General features: G+C 51.4%; 12 protein-coding genes and 1 riboswitch. Of the genes, 7 read left to right on the forward strand and 5 right to left on the reverse strand.

Annotation, left to right across the window (positions count from 1 at the left end; all coding sequences use genetic code 11):
• Positions 1 to 271: 271 nt before the first annotated feature.
• Positions 272 to 4,768 carry an alpha-2-macroglobulin family protein gene (locus DEV76_RS22140; protein WP_109700134.1) on the reverse strand — a complete coding sequence of 1,499 codons (4,497 nt, stop codon included), beginning with the start codon at positions 4,766 to 4,768 and terminating at the stop codon, positions 272 to 274.
• A 3-nt stretch (positions 4,769 to 4,771) separates the two neighbouring features.
• Positions 4,772 to 7,324 carry a hypothetical protein gene (locus DEV76_RS22145; RefSeq protein WP_157963040.1) on the reverse strand — a complete coding sequence of 851 codons (2,553 nt, stop codon included), beginning with the start codon at positions 7,322 to 7,324 and terminating at the stop codon, positions 4,772 to 4,774.
• Positions 7,325 to 7,455: 131 nt separating this feature from the next.
• Here DEV76_RS22145 and DEV76_RS22150 point away from each other — a divergent pair, with 131 nt between their 5' ends.
• The 3 genes from DEV76_RS22150 (at position 7,456) to DEV76_RS22160 (ending at position 10,506) form a co-directional block, all read left to right on the forward strand.
• The gene (locus DEV76_RS22150; protein WP_109700136.1) at positions 7,456 to 9,231 is read left to right on the forward strand and encodes a response regulator; all 1,776 of its coding nucleotides are present in this window, start codon (positions 7,456 to 7,458) and stop codon (positions 9,229 to 9,231) included.
• Between the two features lie 88 nt (positions 9,232 to 9,319).
• Positions 9,320 to 10,228: a UbiA family prenyltransferase gene (locus DEV76_RS22155; protein ID WP_109700137.1), complete on the forward strand. Its 909-nt coding sequence runs from the start codon at positions 9,320 to 9,322 to the stop codon at positions 10,226 to 10,228.
• A 95-nt stretch (positions 10,229 to 10,323) separates the two neighbouring features.
• Complete coding sequence (locus tag DEV76_RS22160) at positions 10,324 to 10,506, forward strand: YtxH domain-containing protein (protein WP_109700138.1); 183 nt, start codon at positions 10,324 to 10,326, stop codon at positions 10,504 to 10,506.
• Between the two features lie 79 nt (positions 10,507 to 10,585).
• Here the strand turns inward: DEV76_RS22160 and DEV76_RS22165 are convergent, their stop codons facing one another.
• The gene (locus DEV76_RS22165; RefSeq protein ID WP_109700139.1) at positions 10,586 to 10,945 is read right to left on the reverse strand and encodes a DUF6496 domain-containing protein; all 360 of its coding nucleotides are present in this window, start codon (positions 10,943 to 10,945) and stop codon (positions 10,586 to 10,588) included.
• Between the two features lie 80 nt (positions 10,946 to 11,025).
• Here DEV76_RS22165 and DEV76_RS22170 point away from each other — a divergent pair, with 80 nt between their 5' ends.
• Positions 11,026 to 11,457 carry a DUF2141 domain-containing protein gene (locus DEV76_RS22170; RefSeq protein WP_109700140.1) on the forward strand — a complete coding sequence of 144 codons (432 nt, stop codon included), beginning with the start codon at positions 11,026 to 11,028 and terminating at the stop codon, positions 11,455 to 11,457.
• 91 nt (positions 11,458 to 11,548) lie between these two features.
• Positions 11,549 to 12,322, forward strand: coding sequence for a DUF2490 domain-containing protein (locus tag DEV76_RS22175; RefSeq protein WP_109700141.1), 774 nt, complete (start codon positions 11,549 to 11,551; stop codon positions 12,320 to 12,322).
• A 1-nt stretch (position 12,323) separates the two neighbouring features.
• On the opposite strand, the gene DEV76_RS22180 is transcribed toward DEV76_RS22175, so the two are convergent.
• A complete protein-coding gene (locus DEV76_RS22180) occupies positions 12,324 to 14,747 on the reverse strand; it encodes a cation-translocating P-type ATPase (protein WP_109700142.1) in 2,424 nt (807 codons plus the stop codon).
• A gap of 85 nt (positions 14,748 to 14,832) precedes the next feature.
• On the opposite strand from DEV76_RS22180, the gene DEV76_RS22185 reads away from it, so the two are divergent.
• Positions 14,833 to 15,876 (forward strand): NAD(P)-dependent alcohol dehydrogenase, encoded by a 1,044-nt coding sequence (locus DEV76_RS22185; protein WP_109700143.1) that lies wholly within the window; start codon positions 14,833 to 14,835, stop codon positions 15,874 to 15,876.
• Positions 15,877 to 15,991: 115 nt separating this feature from the next.
• Positions 15,992 to 17,275 carry an acetyl-CoA hydrolase/transferase family protein gene (locus DEV76_RS22190; RefSeq protein WP_109700144.1) on the forward strand — a complete coding sequence of 428 codons (1,284 nt, stop codon included), beginning with the start codon at positions 15,992 to 15,994 and terminating at the stop codon, positions 17,273 to 17,275.
• 63 nt (positions 17,276 to 17,338) lie between these two features.
• Here DEV76_RS22190 and DEV76_RS22195 read toward each other — a convergent pair whose 3' ends face one another.
• Positions 17,339 to 18,175 carry an alpha/beta hydrolase gene (locus DEV76_RS22195; RefSeq protein WP_157963041.1) on the reverse strand — a complete coding sequence of 279 codons (837 nt, stop codon included), beginning with the start codon at positions 18,173 to 18,175 and terminating at the stop codon, positions 17,339 to 17,341.
• A gap of 80 nt (positions 18,176 to 18,255) precedes the next feature.
• A riboswitch (cobalamin riboswitch) is annotated at positions 18,256 to 18,457 on the forward strand.
• Positions 18,458 to 18,565: the final 108 nt, after the last annotated feature.

The raw sequence follows: 18,565 nt of genomic DNA on the forward strand, positions 1-18,565 counted from the left end.
CGCTCATGCGCTCATCCGTGCATACAAATTGTTGCATGCGATATGGGCCGGACGGCTGATGAAAAATAATGTGCTTAAACGATATCAGTATCTGGACGGCGCTCACTTGTTTGGGGCTTACTCACTATATTCCGGGGTTACTGTATTGATGTGCGCTACCGCCGTATTTCGAATGCAAGTTTACAGCGGAATTTTGAATCACGCAAAAATAAAATCTACGAGAAAAGGAGCGGCCGCGGCCTGAAAGCTTTACCGCAGCCGTCCTTCTTTTCTACCGTGCGGGCAGCACCGTAATAACGGTACCCGCCTGCCAGTTTCTTTGTTCAGGTGTATAATACAATCCCGCACAACCCGCCTGTGCATTGTATTTGCCGGCGAAGTTCGCTTTCAGATCAAGATACAGCACCTTCTGTTCTCCGGCTGTAAATTCTCGCCAGTACAATACAAGATACCCGTCGAATATTTCGTAATACGCTACCTGGTTCCTCTCGGTCCATTCCTTCAGTTGCCAGGGCTGCAGTTCCAGTCCGCCGGGTATTCCCACCTTCGCAATTACCATGGGCTGGGACTTTGCGGCTGTATTGCGCAGGGTGATTTTCATGCGTACGGTAGAGCCGGTGGATACGGTATCCTGCTCCAGTAAAGTATTGAACTGGATGGGAGAGGAGCCTTCACTTTCCGGAGTCAGTGAACGCCAGTCGGCTTCCAGTAAATAGGTTTTCCCTTCAGCCGTACCGGGATACTGAATCCGGAAGATATGCCTGCCATCTGCAAGCGATGCTTTCGTTTCTGGTAATTCCATCTTTGCCCCGTCCATATCTGCAGATAATGGATCTGCCTGTGGGTGCTTCAATAGTTTTGAATAAGCCATGAATGCTTTCAGGGCCATTACGGTAGCCTGTGTGGAGCCATAACCCCAGGAGCGGCGGCTCTTCATTATAGCCGCTATTTCCCTTGCTATTTTGGCTACCGGAGGTTCCGGCAATTTACACATGGCCAATGCACGGAGTGCAGACACTTCCACATCGAGAGACATGCCGGATGAATAGAAAGCGGAGACATTATCTGCTGCAGGCTGTTCCAGCAATTTCATGAGGCGAAGATAATCATCCGTTTTACCCATTTTATGCGCCGCCAGTGCCATCATAGCGGTTTGATAATCGCTTTTAGCCGAGAGCGCATATCGCAGACTGGCTTCGTATTCTTTCAGAATGGAATCTCCCATACCCGCCTCAGCCATGGCATACACGATGTAGGTATTGCTGGCACCGGTAAATGAAGTGTTCTGTTCCGGATTCCAACTGTGCCGGAATCCGCCATTTCCGTTACGGTGCGAAAGGAGGTAATCCCGCGTGCGCTGCATCATTTTAGGGTCTACATCCACATACCGCTGCATCTCTGCAAATTCCATCAATCCTAATGCGGTAAGGCGCAGGTCTGCAGGCGATCTGCCAAACCATTCAAAGCCACCTTCGGTAGTTTCGTATTTAATCAGTTTCTCATAACCATCTTTCAGGTAGCGTATGGCTTTACGACGTACACCATCACGGGCATTGCCGGTTTCATCGAGATAGCGGAGGATAAGGGCATTGGGATATGCCGTGGCAGACACCTGTTCGAAGCACCCGTGCGGCTCACGCAGCAAAGCGGTCATCCCTTCCTGCAACTGCTCGTCGGCATGCTGGAACACCTGTAAACTGTACCGCATACTTCCCGGCACTATACTGCCCGGATTAATGGTATGAGTGGCAGACTGCGACCCTGAAATACTCAACGACCGGGGGAAGCCCCGTTCCCTTGCAGTAATGGGAAGTGTGTAATGCCCGAGGCGGATATTGTGGCGTAAGTAAACAATTACATTTCCATATCCCGCCTGCAGCACCTTTACCGGTATCTCCACCAGTTTTGATGCTCCCGGCAGGAGGGTTTCCCGGTATTCATTTTTCTGCAGCTCCAGGAAAGAAGGCACTTCTATTTTGAATTCGGCATTCACTTCCTGCGCCCCGTTATTCTTCATGTGCAGCTGAAGCACGGTGAGATCTCCCGAAAGAAGTTCCTTAGGCAGCACTAAGTTTATTGCCAGCCGTGGAATGGCAGCATAGGTAGCTTCTGCCCGGCCGGGAACACCATTATAACCGATGCCTTCTGCCACCATGCGGAAGGTGGTGGCCGCGTCAGAATTGTGGAAGGAGATTCGGGCTTCTCCTTTTTCATCAGTGAATATATCCGGCTTCCAGTAGATGGTTTCCCTGAAATCGTCGTGCTCCCAAACTCCACCGCGGGAATAGCGCGGTTCGTAGAATTTAGTTACATAGGTGAACTGCTCATTCGCGTATATATTATCCCACACTACAAGATTGGCTGGTTTAGTGAGAGGTAGGGAAAACGAGCGCTGTCTCCAGTACCGGTTATTGATGAATAATACGCCATTTGCAGACCGGGCGCCATACCGGGTAGTGGATACATTATCCCTGATGGCATATGCATCCATGATTTCCGGTGCAACAAAATCCAGATCCGCCATCGATGAAAACATGCCATTGTAATACACCTGCGGCTGACCATTACCTGCCAGCGAAGCAGTACCCCGCATATGCAGTAAACTACCCGTAAGCGGATTGGCGGCCTGTTGTATTAAAATACCGGGTGCTTTGCCCTGTAACTGTCCGGCGAACCCATTTCCAATGGTAGTGGTGGTAACAACATGGACCGCACCGGTGAGCATTTCCTTTTTCTGCGAAACACCATAGCCCAATGTTACCACTTCCTGCAATTGCTGTGTTCTTTCCAGGCTGAGAGAAAGATCTCCGGATAGGGGTACTGTTGAAGGAGCTGCAGCCGGTGCAGAAGCAACCGTATCCGCAGGAGGTACAATTACAGTGCGCACATTTGCTGTATCCGCTGCTGCAATGGCCTCCCATGCCGCTACTTCACTTTTCTCCATCATACGTATGACCAGGTTTTCCGCATCCTTGCCCGGTGCCGCCACCACGGTGTAATACCTGTGAAGCGATAAACCTTCAAACCGGAAGAACCCATTTGTATCTGCCATTGCATACGCCACCTTTCCGGGCTGGTAAGTATCGTACAGGTATACAGGGAAGCGCAGCGGGAACTTCACCCGCCTTCCTTTCTTATCTATCACCATCCCTGCAATACCGTGATCATCATAATAACTGTATTCCAGCTTTCCCGACTGCATTACGGAAGGGATGGGCGCAAAGTAACGGTAACCATGCGTGAGCATAACAAGATCCAGCGCCGGGAGCGCCTGTGGTTCATCATCTTTGAAATAGAAGGAAGGCTCTTCCACCTTACCGATTAGCTCGGAGCTGAAGAGTAACCACGACAGCAGATTGTTCTGCCGGTCGTCTGCAAAAGTCCACAGCTTATCATCCACCACTGCCAACGATACATTGGCAGGCAGAGGCTTCCCATCCGGCCCGGTGGTACGGATCAGCAGCTCCACCTTTTCCCTCGGGGCATATTTATCTTTAGCGGTTTTTAATTCAATTTTCATTTGCCGGTTGTGCCGGACAAATACCAGCCTTTCCGCCAGCGGGGTCCCTTGCATAGAATGCAGGGAAATACGTACTATGCCTGCAGGCAAATCATGTGTTGGGATGGATGCAATTTCATTACCACCTTTGATCTGTACAATCTGAGAATTCACTTCCCTTTCCCGGAAATGCACACTCATCCGGCAGGGCAGACCATTGTTTGCAGCCAGGTAAACAAACACCTGCCGGTCGTCCTGCCAGCAACGCATGCTTATTCCATTGGGTGATGCAGCGGGCAGGGGGTATTGCCGGGTGATGCCTGCAGGGGCCATTATCCGTGCAGTGTATCGTTTCCCTGCCTCCGGTGTGAATCCGAATTGCCCCATACCAAACCGGAGGGCCGTAAAGCGGGCTGCTATTGTACCGTTCTGGTCCAATATCTCACCCTGCACATCCGCAGGCTTGCCATGCTCGTCTACGGCACGGAATGCTATATTGGAAGGGATTCCGGTAATCAGGGAGCCGCCTTCAGGCATAAACTGCAGGTCAATATCATTCAGCACTACCGGCACACTGCGGGAAATACTTTCGGTATACTGGTCGTGCTTCATCCTTATACGCAACAGCACATCGGTAGTATGCAGGGAATCCGGGAGTCGGAAGCGGATAGTAGCTTTTCCGGTAGCATCCGTCACGAAGGTGCTTTCATTAACCGGCTTTCCGCTGACCAATACTTCATAACGTACCTCACGGCTGGCAAGGGGCTGGTCACTGATGCTGCGTACCTTGAAATTGGCCATCACTTCACTGCCAGGGCCATAGCCTTTCTGCGGAAAATCGAGCTGTAACAGGATGCGCGGGGCTACTACCTTTTGCAGTGTGATATCTTTCGAAAACCAGGTGGAGTCCGATTCGTTGCGCATGTACTTTGTATAGGCCTTCACTTTGTAAATACCACCCTTTGCCTTGCCATCGAAGTAAAAAGAGCCTTCCGCAAATCCGTCTTTTACCCGAAACCGCTGCTCCTTCATCTTTTTACCATCCGGCCCATACCAGTCCACATACACCGCAGATGCCTGCAGTGAAGGCCGCAGATCGCTGCCCCGGGTAATATATGCCTTGAAATACACCAGATCGCCCGGCATAAAAAAATTATGGTTGAAATGGATATATACTTTCTCTTTTGATGCCGCATATTCCTTCAGCTGCCCGGTACTATTGCCGGCAATCAGGATCAGGAATGTAATGAGATATAAGCAGTGACGCATGCTTTAGAATTGAAGGTGAAGGGAACCGCCGTATTGCCTGTTGGAAGGAAGCCGGAAATAATCGAGGCCGGAGAAGCGCGACTGGTCATAAAGCTCCAGTCCGGGTGCTGACCCTGAATAGGCCTGCCATAGGAATATGTTCTCCGCAAAAAGGGAGAAAGTAACCTTGCACAGTTTGTATTGTATGAAAATCCAGTCGTAGGAAATGGCCGCTTTGCGCAGGTTGAGGAAAGAATTGTCTTCTATATAATTTTCTGCCACACCGCCCGGCCCATATCTTACCCAGCGGTTATCTTCCACCGGCTGCTGCGGGTCATAGAAACGTACTGCCTGCTTATTTGGATGCCCTGATAATGTGACACCGGGAAACACATAGTCCGTCACTTCCCGCATTTCTCCTGATTGGGCAGAGCGCCCGTAATAGTCCAGTGTAGCGACGGTACCATTCCATACATCTCCGCCTTTCTGCCATTCTAATACAGTTTCCAGCCGGATGTTCCGGTACTTCACACCATTGTTCAGCGTAAATACGAAATCCGGCTTTGCATTGGCGATGATGCGTGTACCCGGCCCCCGTAGCGGGAAGCCGTCTTCCCCGATCACCATTCTCCCGGCACCGTCGCGCAACCGGTAGCTGCCTGCAATGGCATCAATAGCATAGCCTTCCGCGAATATTTTATATACATCCCTGAACCCGGCCACTGGCAATTCATTACTCCCGGGGTAGGCTTTAGTGACCAGGTGTTGCCAGGTGGAGAATGTTAGCGTATGGTAGGTAACGGGCTTTCTCTTCTCCCAGTAATCATATGGGTTGTGGTTGTAGGAGATTTCAATATCCAGCCCTTCGCGGGTATGATTACCCAGTGTGCGGAGTGCCAGTGCTCCGTTTAAGGGTATGGCCGCCACATCTCCTTTCGTTTGTAACTGCAGCAGGGTAACCCCGAGCCTTAATTTGTGCTCTATGTTCACCGTCAGCTTACCGATCCATTCCGATTTGCGGATGGCTGATTGTCCGTCGAACGCAGGCACTTCCGTGCCGGCGGTAAAAGCGGCGGAGTTGTAACTTTCATATGCCAGAAGCCCCCCGGCTGCCAGCGACTCACTGATGTTCTTCTCTGCTGCGCTGCGGCGGTGGGAGAGGGAGGCTTCAAATACTACTCCGTCGGGGTCCCATTTAACGAACCCTTTAAAGAAGGGCAGCAAGGGAGCACGTTTGGCCAGTGTATTAGACCCGTACATTTCAACTCCCGCATCCAGTCCGCCGTTTAATTCATATCCTTTGAACTGAAGATGAGTAGTGGCTGCCGCCTGATGTGTGCTGCGCTGGTATTCATATAAACCGGCCGGTGCATTTCCCTGATAAGCGATACGGGTTTTATCATCATTAAAAGTATAGTTAAGCCGGAACTGCAGTCCTACGGTTTGATAAGACGCAATGGCTTCGAAATGCGCTTCGGACCTGAACTGCCAGCTCCTGTCGCGCTGATTGCGGTAAAGCGACTGACCACCGGGGAACACCACGCTCCCTGCCTTCCATATTGCTGCATTGGTATCGTCTCCTGAGCTGTATATCTGATCGGCCTCCACGGTAAACTTCCCCATTTTGCCCTGTGCCATTACATTGGCCGACTTGTTATGATACCAGGCATACTGTCCGTTATCCGCCAGTAAAAACCAGGGGTTATCCATTCCGGTGCCGGGTGCATTGTTTGTGGCGGTAATTCCGTGGCGGAGATCGAAGGTAGGCGGGGAGAGGAGGCTTTGCCGGTATACATGCTGCAGGAAGCCATGGCGGTTGGGATTGGATTGCCGTCCGCCGGAATACATGAATCCCGCCCCCAGTGTCCAAAAACGGGGATATACCGAAGCGGCAGCCATAAACCTGTTATGGTGGTTGCTGTTTTGAGGAATAACCAGCGCCTCAGCCTCCTGCTCAGCTTCAAGTGAAAAGGAGGCTATCCGTCCACGGGCGGTTTGCAGTAAACCATCGGCTGTTAGACGATGGCCAATAGCTGTGCCTGTTCTGAATATTCCGTTATCATATGTCCGGGCAGGCATTCCATTCCCTGTACCTTTAGGTACCAGCCTGCCGTTACCATCGTAAGGATAGGGAAGGCCATTGAATTCCAGTGTACTGATAGCAGGACCGTAGCTGAAAGGTTCCCCTGTTTCGGCTCCCTGCCATCGGAGGCTTCCGCCGGAAGCACTGCCCTGCGCATATTTGGTTTGCAGGGCAGGCTGCCTTCCGGCACGGCGGATACCTGCAGTAATGAGGTAACTGCCGCCCAGCGAGAGAGTATAGGGATGAAAGCGGTCGAAATGTATGGTACTGTCCACCACCTGGATGCGGCGTATTTCCGAACCCTGCTTCAGCTTCAGGCGGTATGGACTAAAGCGCAGGTTGGAAGGATCACCCGCCGGTTGTTGGGCTCCCACCGTATCCTGCCTGATGAGGCGCAGGTAAGCCGGGGTTTTATCCTGTGCCGTGGCCAACACAGGAAATAGCATTAATATGTACAGGGCACGCATGGTCAGGGAGTTAGTTATTGGTTGCATCCTGTGGATGCGGGTAATTTCCCGTTTCCATAACCGCAGTTAAAAAAGATTTGTATCTTGTACGGAAATGTTACTACAACTGTTTACCGGCATTAGCGAGACAATTGAGCCGACTTTTTAACCCTCAGTGAATGAAAAACTGGATCCCTGGCCGACGATCCCTCCTGAAGAGAATCCTGCAATATTGGATCAACACAGGCACAGAAGGGGTAACCAATCCCCGTGTGCGTCGTGGTATCGTCATTATCAATACCCTGTCGCTGCTCACTGCATTTCTGATTGCCGTGATAGCTTCCCTGCTGTACTGGTTTACCGGTTCGCTACTGATACTGATACCTTCGGGTATTGAATGCCTGTGCTGGCTGGGCGTTATATACCTCAATCACCTGGGCAGGCACTCCCTTGCCAGCGTTGCCACCCTCGTTATCCACTGTACATTCGCAGTTTATTTCGGAGCCGTACTGGGCAATGCCATGCCAATTGAGATGATCACGGCATTCCTGCTGACCTTCCTGATAGGGGCTTCCTTTATCGTATTTAAGCAGAAGAACCTCCGGCTCATTACCCTCTGCTCCGCCATTGCCCTCCTTGTGGCCGTGGAAGCCAACTACTTCTTCAATATTGTAACGCCCATATACGTACTGCCCGCCAACATGCCCATCCTCAAAATGGCCTGCTGGGCAGGGATGCTGGCATTGATGGGATATGTTACTTTCTTCATTATCCGGCAGAACGATATGTTCCTCCGGGAAAACGAAGTACTCCTTTCTGCCTTACAGAAGGCGGATGCTGCCAAAACCAAGTTCCTCCGGGAAACCAGCCACGAGATCCGTACCCCGCTCAATGCAGTATTCGGCATCGCCCAGCTGCTGAACGAAAGGAAGATGCAGATAGGAGACCCTGCTCTGCGGGAAGAGATCGAATACCTCTATGCCGCCAGTTACCTCTCGAGGGAAATCATCAATAACGTGCTGGACCTTGCCAAGATAGAGGCCGGTATGCTCGATGAGCCCCATCCCGCACCGCTACGGCTGCGCGACTCTCTGGAAGCCAGCGTGGCCATCAACCGCTACGTGGCCAATACCCGTAATGTGCGCATCCAGCTGCAGATAGACGCCGCCCTGCCTGAATGGATCATTTCCGACCGTATATTCCTCGCCAAAATCATCAATAACCTCCTTTCCAATGCCGTGAAGTTCGCCCCCAACGGCTCCCCCGTGGATGTGCGACTTACCCTGGAAGATGGCCGTATTGCAGGTACCATCCGGAACGAAGGCACCATCCGCCCCGATAAGCTAGCCAGCATGTTCCAGCCCTTTGTAGCGGAAAGGAATGGCGAAGTGGAAGGTACCGGCCTCGGCCTGCAGATCACCCGGCAGCTTACAGAGCGCCTGGGTGGTGAGGTATCTGCCCGTAACAACGGAGACCATACCGAACTATGCTTCTTCCTGCCCCTGGTTACCGCCAATGGCGCTGCCAAGGAACATGAAGGCAACAGCCGCAGGGCAGCACGCTTTGAGGGCTATACCGTACTGGTGGTGGAAGATGATGTGATCAGCCGACATGTGCTCCACCGGTATTTATCTGATGCCGGAGCCACCGTGCTTGTTGCAGAAAACGGAGAGGAGGGCCTCCAGCTGCTGGGCGTCACCATCCCCGACCTCGTAATCTCCGACAGTCACCTCCCCGGCATACAGGGGGCCGATGTACTGCAGCATATCCGTAAACAACCCGCTTTAAGCCACCTCCCCGTCATCATCGCTTCGGGCGATGCCTTTAATGAAGCCCGCGAAAGCATGCTGGGCCTGGGTGCCAGCGATTATCTCGTGAAACCTTTCCTGTATACCGACCTCCAGTCTATGCTCGAAAAACACCTTCCGGCCCGCAAGCGCCAGGCCGTAGGATAGCCGATTCCACACATTCCCAATGATTTGCTGCTGAAATATTCTAATTTTAGTGAGACACTTTTTTCTCCACCTGTCTATCACTAATATTATGATTTACCTATGCAAATCGGCGGTTTCCGCCTCCATGCGCGAATTGTACCTTATCTGGCGCTTCATCAATAATGATATCTGGGACACCGTCATCCCCTGTATGATCACCTTTATTGCGGCCTGGGTATACGTGGGAAAGCCCATGTCGGAGTTCCCCCAGTATTTCTTTTATTCGGCCGTATATACACTGCTGTATATTCTCACTTTCTGCATCGCCAACCAGGTGAACTCTGTGGAAGAAGACCGGATCAATAAGCCCGACCGTCCGCTGGTACAGGGTCTTATCTCCGAAGCAGAAACACGCAAACGCCTCCGGATCTATAATATCCTTTTCCTGATAGTGGCCGCCTTTCTCCACGTGCTGCCCCTGGCCGCCGCCTGGATGGTGGTTACCCAGATGCTATGTAAATGGGGCTGCAGCAACCATTGGTTCACCAAAAACGTGGTTTGTATTTCCCTCGGCACCGTTACCCTGCTGGCTGCGGAATGGAGCATTGTAGGGGATGTGGGCGCCAAAGCCTGGTACTTCATTATTGCCATCAGCCTGTGGGCCGGCTTCGGCCTCCCTGTTCAGGATATGCGTGACCAGACGGGTGATGCCATCATGGGCCGTAAAACACTCCCCCTGGCCGTAGGCGATAAAATGGCCAGGGTATTACTGAGTGCATGGTTCTTAGCAGGTTCTCCGTTCGTGTACTTCTGCATCTTCTGGTCGCAGGCGCCGCTGAGCGAGATCTTCGGGAGCATTGTGCTCACAGGCATCCTCATCGCACAAACCTTATGGCATTGGGGCATAGCCCTCCGGCTCTGGCTCTATAAAACACCGAAGGCCGATGATCAGACGTACCACTGGTTCGTGTACCTGTTCATCGTCACCATTCCCATGATATGCCTGTTCCCGCACTGACGAAGATCATCTGCCGGCTGTCCGTAATCATTCCCGGGCAGGGCAGGGGGCTGTACTTTTGTGTTATCAATATGAACGATTAAAAACGCAACACTATGAAGAAGACTTTGAAAACTGCAGCCGTGCTGAGTGCCGGTATGATAGTAGGAGCAGCATTAGGTGTTTTGTACGCCCCTTATAAAGGCGCTAAATCGCGCAGAAGGATTGCAAAATGGACGACAGAAAATAAGGATCTGCTGATGGCTAAACTCCGCCAGCACGATCTGTCACATAACTAGCATAATATTTCGGGGTTTGTTTTAAACAAGGATCGCCGGCCTGAGAAGGTCGGCGATCGTCTTTTCATGGGATAACGGCTCAGGATGCGGCAGACGCTTTCTTAGCGGTAGCGCGTTTAGCCGTAGATTTCTTTGTGCCGGATTTTGCGGTGGACTTAGTACTACCTTTCTTAGGGCCCGGTTTAGATGCTGCTTTACGCGTTGTTTTCTTAGCACCGGTTTTAGCAGCAGCCTTTTTAGGAGATGCAGCTTTCTTTGCAGCGGCTTTCTTCTTAGGAACTTTCCCGCCTTCTTCCCTCGCTTCGCTTAAACCGATAGCGATGGCCTGTTTAGGGTCGGTTACCTTCTTGCCGCTACGGCCGCTTTTCAGCTTGCCTTCTTTCATCTCATGCATGGCCCTTTCCACCTTCTCCACACTCTTTTTACCATACTTTGCCATATATTTGAGTTTAGGGAATCCGCTTCAAATTACAGGCCATATCGTGGCATGCCTTTTTCTTTACTACCCAAAATTCATATATGACCCAAAAAAGTTACTTACTCACCGGAATCGCATCCCTGCTGGTTCATATCGGCGCCTCCGCACAGGCCATTTACAAAATCAAACTCACGAATCTCGAAAACAAAAAAGGTGATGTCTATATAGGATGGTACACCAATTCCTCCGACTTCATGAAGCCCGCAAAGGCCACACTGGCGAAGATAGTACCGGTTAACGGGAAAGGGGAAGTAACCGTAACATTCGATAAAGTACCCTCCGGCAAATATGCCATCAGCGCATTTCTGGATGAGAACGGCGACAAGGATCTCAACCTCAGTTTCTTCGGTAAACCTGTCGAAAAATATGGTTTCTCCAACAGCATACGCCCTTCCATGCGGCCCGCGTTTTTCAGTGAAGCGGCCTTTGATGTGAATGGCAAGAACGGGGAAATGACGATAGAGCTGAAATAAAGGCTGTGGAAGTATCACCCCATCCTGCGCAGGATTACCGCAACCAATCTGCCCCAATGGTTGTTGTAATGGGTAAACCCGAACTTCTGTTATGCGAAATGCCGTTCTCTGGCTCTTTATCTTTTGCTATCTGCCCGCGGCCGCCCAAACGCCCGCCAAACAAATCACGGACAACCAGCACGTGTGGCTCTCCGTAAATTCCACCATGCGTTTCAGCGAACGCTGGGGCGCCATTGCAGACGTTCACGTAAGGCGTAACAATTACATCGCCGATCCTTCTTTTTACTTCGTGCGCGCAGGCGCCAGTTACTGGTTGGTCGATAACCTCACACTGGTTGCAGGCTATGGCCATATGTGGCTCGCATCCAATGTGGGCGGGAAAACAGGATATGCCGATGAGAACCGTATTTACCAGCAGATCATCTACAACAGCCGTATGGGCAAAGTAAGCGTGCTCAACCGCTTTCGTAATGAACAACGCTGGCGGGAAACACTGGCTAACCAACAGTCCACCGGCGATTTTACTTTCTCCAACCGGCTCCGTTATCTCATCAGCCTCGGCATCTCCGTTTCAAAGAACCCCAGGTTCCCGCAGATCAGTATTGCCAATGAAGTAGCCATTCAGTTCGGGAAGTCTGTCGTCTATAACACTTTCGACCAGATCAGGCTTTTCGGGGGCATAAGGCAGGGCTTCGGCAAAGGATGGTCTTATGATCTGGGATATATGCTACTCTACCAGCAGGGCACCGGCGGCAATTCCTATTCCCGCAACCATACCGTGCGCCTGTTCTTCTACTACACCCTCGATACCCGGAAGAAAGCCACCCGGCAGCAGGAGCCGGCACACCATTTCGAAGACGAGTGAGTCAGGACAGATCAAATGGCCTCCTGATAGTCTTATATACTTCAAACCAGGCTACACTGATAAAAGCTGTACCGAGACAAATCAATCCATCCTTCAGAGTGATCTGCGTCATGCCGAACAGATCCCTGACTGCAGGTATAAAATGTATGACGGAAAGGAAAAGTACGGAAGCAATTAATACTACAGGTGTCAGGTTATTTTTATAACGGATTGTATGGAAGAAATTTTCAGAGAATGAACGGTTAGCAAATGTCAGGAAAATATTGGCCATCACCAGGGTTGTAAATACGATGGTTCTGGTTGCCTCAAGGGAATAATCAGGCATGTAATACCAGTATAGTCCCAACACCCCGGCAGCAATCATCAGTCCCTGAACAACACTGATCCATAATTCCCTTTTTTCAAACAGGCTGGTATGCGCTCCGCCGGATGGGCGCTCCATCAGGTTTTCTTCGGCAGGTTCCCTTTCATAGAAGATGGAACATGTGGGGCCCATGATCAGTTCAAGAAATATAACGTGGATGGGCGTGAAGATGTTAGGATATGCCCATCCCAGTATTAATGGGAGAGTAGCAGTAAGGATGATAGGGATATGAATAGAAATGATATACCGGATGGCTTTCCTCAGGTTGGTAAATACTTTCCTTCCCTGCTGAATAGCTACGCCTATGTTAGCGAGGTTATCGTCAGTGATTACAAGATCTGCTGCCATACGGGCTATGTCTGCTCCTTTTTTACCCATGGCGATACCTATATGCGCAGTTTTGAGTGCCGGCCCGTCATTCACGCCATCTCCCGTCATGGCAGTAATATTTCCTGCATTTTTAAGTGCTTCCACCACTCTCACTTTTGCATCAGGGAACATCCGTACAAAGAGGTTTACTGTCTTTACTTTCTCCTCCAGTTCGGTATTACTCATGGCCATTACCGCTTCTCCCGATTCAGCATTTTCCAATTCCCGGATGCCTGTTTCCCGTGCAATATACCGGGCTGTGGCAAGGTAATCGCCCGTGATGAGTTTTACACTGATGCCTGCACGATATAACATTTCAATTACCTCACGGGCATTTTTCCGGGGAGGGTCCTGCAGGCTTACCAGCCCTTCGAACTGCCAGTTGAAATCATCCTGTTCTGCCGGGAATTCACCGCCTGTATGCACCGCGCTGGCTACTCCCAGCACACGGAATCCTTTCTCTGCCATCCGGTTGGCATATGCTGTTATTTCAGCATTCTTCTTATCGTCTAACTTACATACACGGGTGATCCGCTCCACCGCACCTTTAGCGGCGGCGGTAATAACACCGCTTATTTCATAAACATGCGTCATCATAGGGGGGCGGCCACCCAGCGGATATTCATGGATCATATCATCTACCGGCCGGCCATATGCTTTCAGTATAGCTTTCTCCATACTGTCGAACGGATGCTTTTCGCTGGCGAGTGCAGCATAATACAGTGCTTTTTCGCCAAGCACATCGGATACTTCCATAATATTCTCCGTAATGGTACCTGTTTTATCGAGGCAAAGCACATTAATGGCTCCAAGATTCTCTATTACCTGCGGGCGGCGCGGGATGATACCCCGGCGGCTCATATACAGTGCGCCCAATGCCATAAACGATGAAAAAGCCACCGGAATTTCTTCAGGTATGGCGGCCATCGCCAGCGTAAGCCCCATGAGGAGGCTTTCAGCCCAGGCGCTCGTACGGATGTAATTGAGGATACATACCATGGCAAAGGCTAACAAACCAAATACGGCGAGGCGCTTCACATAACCGCGGGTCTGTTGCTGTATAATAGTTTCCGGATTGGCGGTTTCGCTTACTTTCTTTCCCAGTTTGCCAAGTTCCGTTTCGTTACCGGTGGCAGTCACTTTGGCAACGCCATACCCGGTATTTACCTGGGTACCCCTGAAAATCTGATGGTTTGCATCCCTCGCAACGGGTAAAGACTCACCGGTTACCACTGATTCATTGATCGTAAAATCGTTTGCCAGCAGCAGGGTGCCATCTGCCTGCACCAGGTCACCTTCGCTAAGTACCAGCAAATCTCCCGGTACTATCAGTTCCGTATCCACTTCCTGAAACCCGCCATCCCTTATTACCCGCGCGCGGGGAGCGGTAAACTGTTTAAGCGCCTGCATGGCCCGGTTACTGCGGGCTTCCTGGAATATTTCAATGGCAGATACCAGCAGGATAGCCCCCAGCATCAGCATTCCTTCGGAAATACTGCCAAGGATAAAGTAAAGCAGGCAGGCCGCCAGCAATAACAGGAACATCGGCTCCCTCACCATGCTCCAGAGCATTATCAGGAACCGCGGCGGCTGTTTTATCCGGAATATGTTCTTCCCGTACTGACCCAGCCGGGCTGCCGCTTCTGCGGATGTAAGCCCATGCAGCCCTCCTGTTTCCGGAACTTGTTTCATCTTGCTGTATTTAGTTATCTTTAAATATTCTTCTTCAACAAACCTAACCAATCCATTGTTAACTTTATTCTAATCAACATACCGTATGACTACAGTTAAAGCTTATGCCGCTAAGGACGCAGCTGCCCCCGTGGCACCCTGGCAATTCGAACGCCGTAATCCCGGTCCGCACGACGTGGAATTCGATATCCTTTTCTGCGGCGTATGCCACAGCGACCTTCACCAGATCCGTAACGAATGGGGTAATTCCATTTACCCCATGGTGCCCGGCCATGAGATCGTAGGCCGTGTTACCCGCGTGGGCGATAAGGTAACGAAGTTCAGGGTGGGCGACCTTGCCGCCGTGGGATGCCTGGTAGACAGCTGCCGTAAATGTACCAACTGTAACGACGGCAACGAGCAATATTGCGAGAACGGCTCTTCCGGCACCTATAACTCCTACGAGCAGGATCATACTACCCCTACTTACGGCGGCTATTCCAGCATGATCGTGACCGATGAGGCATTCGTCCTCAAAGTATCCGACAGGCTGCCTCTCGCCAATGTAGCCCCCTTACTGTGCGCCGGCATCACTACTTACTCGCCGCTGCGCCACTGGAAAGTAGGCAAGGGGCATAAGGTAGCCGTAATGGGCCTCGGTGGCCTCGGCCATATGGCGGTGAAGTTTGCCGCCGCTTTCGGGGCGGAAGTTACCATGCTCAGCACCAGCCCAAAAAAGGAAGCCGATGCCAAAGCGCTGGGCGCCCATAAATTTGTACTCACTTCCGATAAAGCACAGCTCAAATCCGTTAGGGGATACTTCGATTTCATTATCGACACCGTATCCGCCCCGCACGATTATAACATGGCGCAGAGCCTTCTCCGTACCAACGGTGTGCAGATCTGTGTTGGCGTGCCTCCCACACCTATGGAGATAGCAGGCTTCAGCCTCATCGGCAACCGCCGCAGCATCGCAGGCTCCATGATTGGAGGCATCGCCGAAACACAGGAAATGCTGGACTTCTGCGCCGAGCATAACATTACCTCCGACGTGGAAGTGATCAATATGGATTATGTGAACGAAGCATATGAACGCATGCTGAAAGGGGATGTGCGGTACCGTTTTGTGATAGATATGGCCACTTTGTAAATTAATTCTGCTTTTCGTCAACTCCCTGCATGATCCCGGCCATATTCCCGGCAACGGAAATCATTGCGGCAGCACAGGCCTTCGCCTACTTTTGTTTAAAATCTTCACACTATTCATGGAACTACGGTATACCGACGCTGCCACTGCTGTGGCACCCATACAATCCGGACAGCGCGTTTTCATTCACGGCAGCGCAGCCACTCCTGAATTACTCGTTAAAGCCCTGCAAAGCAGGCATGCCGAACTGAAAGATGTAGAACTGGTGAGCATTACCACCCTTGGCGATGTACAGTTCGACCAACCGGAGCTTCGCAACTCCTTTTTCTTCAACTCCCTCTTTGTTTCCGCCGCCACCCGCGCTGTGGCCAATAGTGAGTCCGGCGATTATGTGCCCATCTTCCTCAGTGAGATCCCCCAACTCTTTTACCGCAACATCCTCACGCTGGATGCCGCCTTCATACAGGTATCGCCTCCTGACGCGCATGGCTATGTGAGCCTTGGCACATCGGTAGATATTGCCCGTGCGGCAGTAAACACCGCCAAATATGTGGTGGCACAGGTGAACCCCAATATGCCCCGCACACATGGCGACGGCTTCATCCACATCAGCCGTATCCACAGCCTCGTATGGCACGAAGCACCGCTTCCCGTGGTAGATTACTCCGCAGGCGTTACCCCGGCCGTGGAAAGCATCGGAAAGCATATTGCAGCCCTCATAGAAGATGGGGCTACGCTTCAACTGGGCATCGGCACCATACCGGACATGGTATTGCGCAACCTGGTTCACCACAAGGATCTGGGATTGCATACCGAAATGATGTCTGACGGCGTAATACCTCTCATCGAAAGCGGGGTGATCAACAACTCCCGCAAGAGGCTCAATGCCGGCAAAACCGTTACCTCGTTCATGACGGGCACCGAGAAGCTGTATAAATTCGTGCACGACAACGTATCCATCCGCGTGATGGACATCGGGTATGTAAACGATACCTCCGTGATCAGGAAAAACCCCAAAGTGGCAGCCATCAACAGCGCCATAGAGATCGACCTCACCGGGCAGGTATGTGCGGACTCAATCGGTGCTTATCAGTATTCAGGTATTGGCGGGCAGATGGACTTCATCCGCGGCGCATCCCTCTCCGAAGGCGGCAAACCCATTATTGCATTACCCTCCGTCACCAATAAAGGCATATCGCGCATTACGCCCTTCCTGAAAGAAGGCGCAGGCGTTGTAACCACGCGGGGGCACATCCACTGGGTGGTAACGGAATACGGATCAGTTGACCTGTTCGGGAAAAACCTGAAGCAGCGTGCCAAAGCACTCATCAGCCTCGCTCATCCCGATCACCGGGAAGCGCTGGAGCGTGCGTACTTCGACAGGTTCGTAAAAGGGAAATAATCAGTTGAGCATAGCGGTTGCTGCTGCACCATGCCCCCGAGAGATCGTATGGAAAGTAACAGATCAATCCAAAGGATGCAGCTGCACCGCGCTCAGCCAGCCCGCCATAAACTGGAATACTTCCTGCCGCTGGGGCTCGTTATGCATTTCGTGGTACAAGCCTTCCCACTCTTTATACGTCACTAATTTATCCGGCGCTTTGGCTGCAAACTGCCGCGAGCCGTCTACACTCGTGAACTCATCGGCATTGCCATGCATGAGCAGGGAAGGGATCTGCAGCCTGTTGGCATGCGATAGGCACCATTGCCCGTTGCTGACGAGGATATTCATCAAACGGAGGCTGGCATAGGGATGGCGCAAAGGGTCGTTTTCAAACTTTTCCACTTCACTTTTATCGTGCGAAATCTTATTAATATCCAAAGGTGTCTTTACACGCAGGCGGGGCAGGAGAGATGCGCCCGCACGCAATATCCCACGGAGGAATGCATTGGGCTTACTGGCTACCAGCAGGGCAGGAGCGGATATAATTGCAGCCTGCACATCGGGCTGGCGGCGTAAGAGTAACCCGGTGAGCAATCCGCCTCCCATGCTGTGCCCGTATAAAACCATGGGCGCGGGGTAGCGGTCCCACGTTTGCTGCAAAAATGCTTCGAGGTAATTAAAGATTTCTTCCAGCTTCAGTATATCTCCTCTTTTACCATCGCTTTTGCCGTGGCCGTAATGATCGATCCCTGTTACGAGATAACCTTCCGCATTAAAAAATGCTGCCAGCGGCGCATATCGTTCCACATGCTCGCCGATGCCATGGATGATGACCATTACACGCTTGTAATGTTCCGGCTGCCAGGTGATGCCATGGAATTTATGGCCGTTGAATTCCCAGGAGAAATCGTGTTGCATACCTAAATATAACCCCCAATCTGCAAATTTGTTGGAGAGGGCGATAACTGGAATCATTTGTTTTATTCCAACCATAAGCGTAGGTTTGCATCGCATTTGGTTGCAGACCCCTCACCAGGGGCGCGCATTAAAAGGGAATCCGGTGCAATACCGGAGCTATCCCCGTAGCTGTAATCCTGCATTCGTTTTTATCGGCACACTTCAGCCACTTTCCAGTCAGGAAGGGAAGGCCAGCCGGTAAAGCAGGAGAGCCAGAAGACCTGCCTCATGTATTTTACCATTCAACGCTTTCGGGTGAAAAGCCAGGAATGTAAAGCCTTTCAGGCGTTATATTCTCATTAGTCGAACCCACTTTGCGCCAGTGGATTGCTATGCGCAGTTGTCAGCAAC

Origin of the sequence: Chitinophaga deserti (genome assembly GCF_003149455.1) — a bacterium.
Taxonomy (GTDB): domain Bacteria; phylum Bacteroidota; class Bacteroidia; order Chitinophagales; family Chitinophagaceae; genus Chitinophaga; species Chitinophaga deserti.

Excerpts from the sequence above, each read along its gene's own strand:
- DEV76_RS22140 (WP_109700134.1), bottom strand. The coding sequence starts at position 4,768 with ATGCGTCACTGCTTATATCTCATTACATTCCTGATCCTGATTGCCGGC.
- DEV76_RS22145 (WP_157963040.1), bottom strand. The coding sequence starts at position 7,324 with ATGCAACCAATAACTAACTCCCTGACCATGCGTGCCCTGTACATATTA.
- DEV76_RS22150 (WP_109700136.1), top strand. The coding sequence starts at position 7,456 with ATGAAAAACTGGATCCCTGGCCGACGATCCCTCCTGAAGAGAATCCTG.
- DEV76_RS22155 (WP_109700137.1), top strand. The coding sequence starts at position 9,320 with ATGATTTACCTATGCAAATCGGCGGTTTCCGCCTCCATGCGCGAATTG.
- DEV76_RS22160 (WP_109700138.1), top strand. The coding sequence starts at position 10,324 with ATGAAGAAGACTTTGAAAACTGCAGCCGTGCTGAGTGCCGGTATGATA.
- DEV76_RS22165 (WP_109700139.1), bottom strand. The coding sequence starts at position 10,945 with ATGGCAAAGTATGGTAAAAAGAGTGTGGAGAAGGTGGAAAGGGCCATG.
- DEV76_RS22170 (WP_109700140.1), top strand. The coding sequence starts at position 11,026 with ATGACCCAAAAAAGTTACTTACTCACCGGAATCGCATCCCTGCTGGTT.
- DEV76_RS22175 (WP_109700141.1), top strand. The coding sequence starts at position 11,549 with ATGCGAAATGCCGTTCTCTGGCTCTTTATCTTTTGCTATCTGCCCGCG.
- DEV76_RS22180 (WP_109700142.1), bottom strand. The coding sequence starts at position 14,747 with ATGAAACAAGTTCCGGAAACAGGAGGGCTGCATGGGCTTACATCCGCA.
- DEV76_RS22185 (WP_109700143.1), top strand. The coding sequence starts at position 14,833 with ATGACTACAGTTAAAGCTTATGCCGCTAAGGACGCAGCTGCCCCCGTG.
- DEV76_RS22190 (WP_109700144.1), top strand. The coding sequence starts at position 15,992 with ATGGAACTACGGTATACCGACGCTGCCACTGCTGTGGCACCCATACAA.
- DEV76_RS22195 (WP_157963041.1), bottom strand. The coding sequence starts at position 18,175 with ATGCAACACGATTTCTCCTGGGAATTCAACGGCCATAAATTCCATGGC.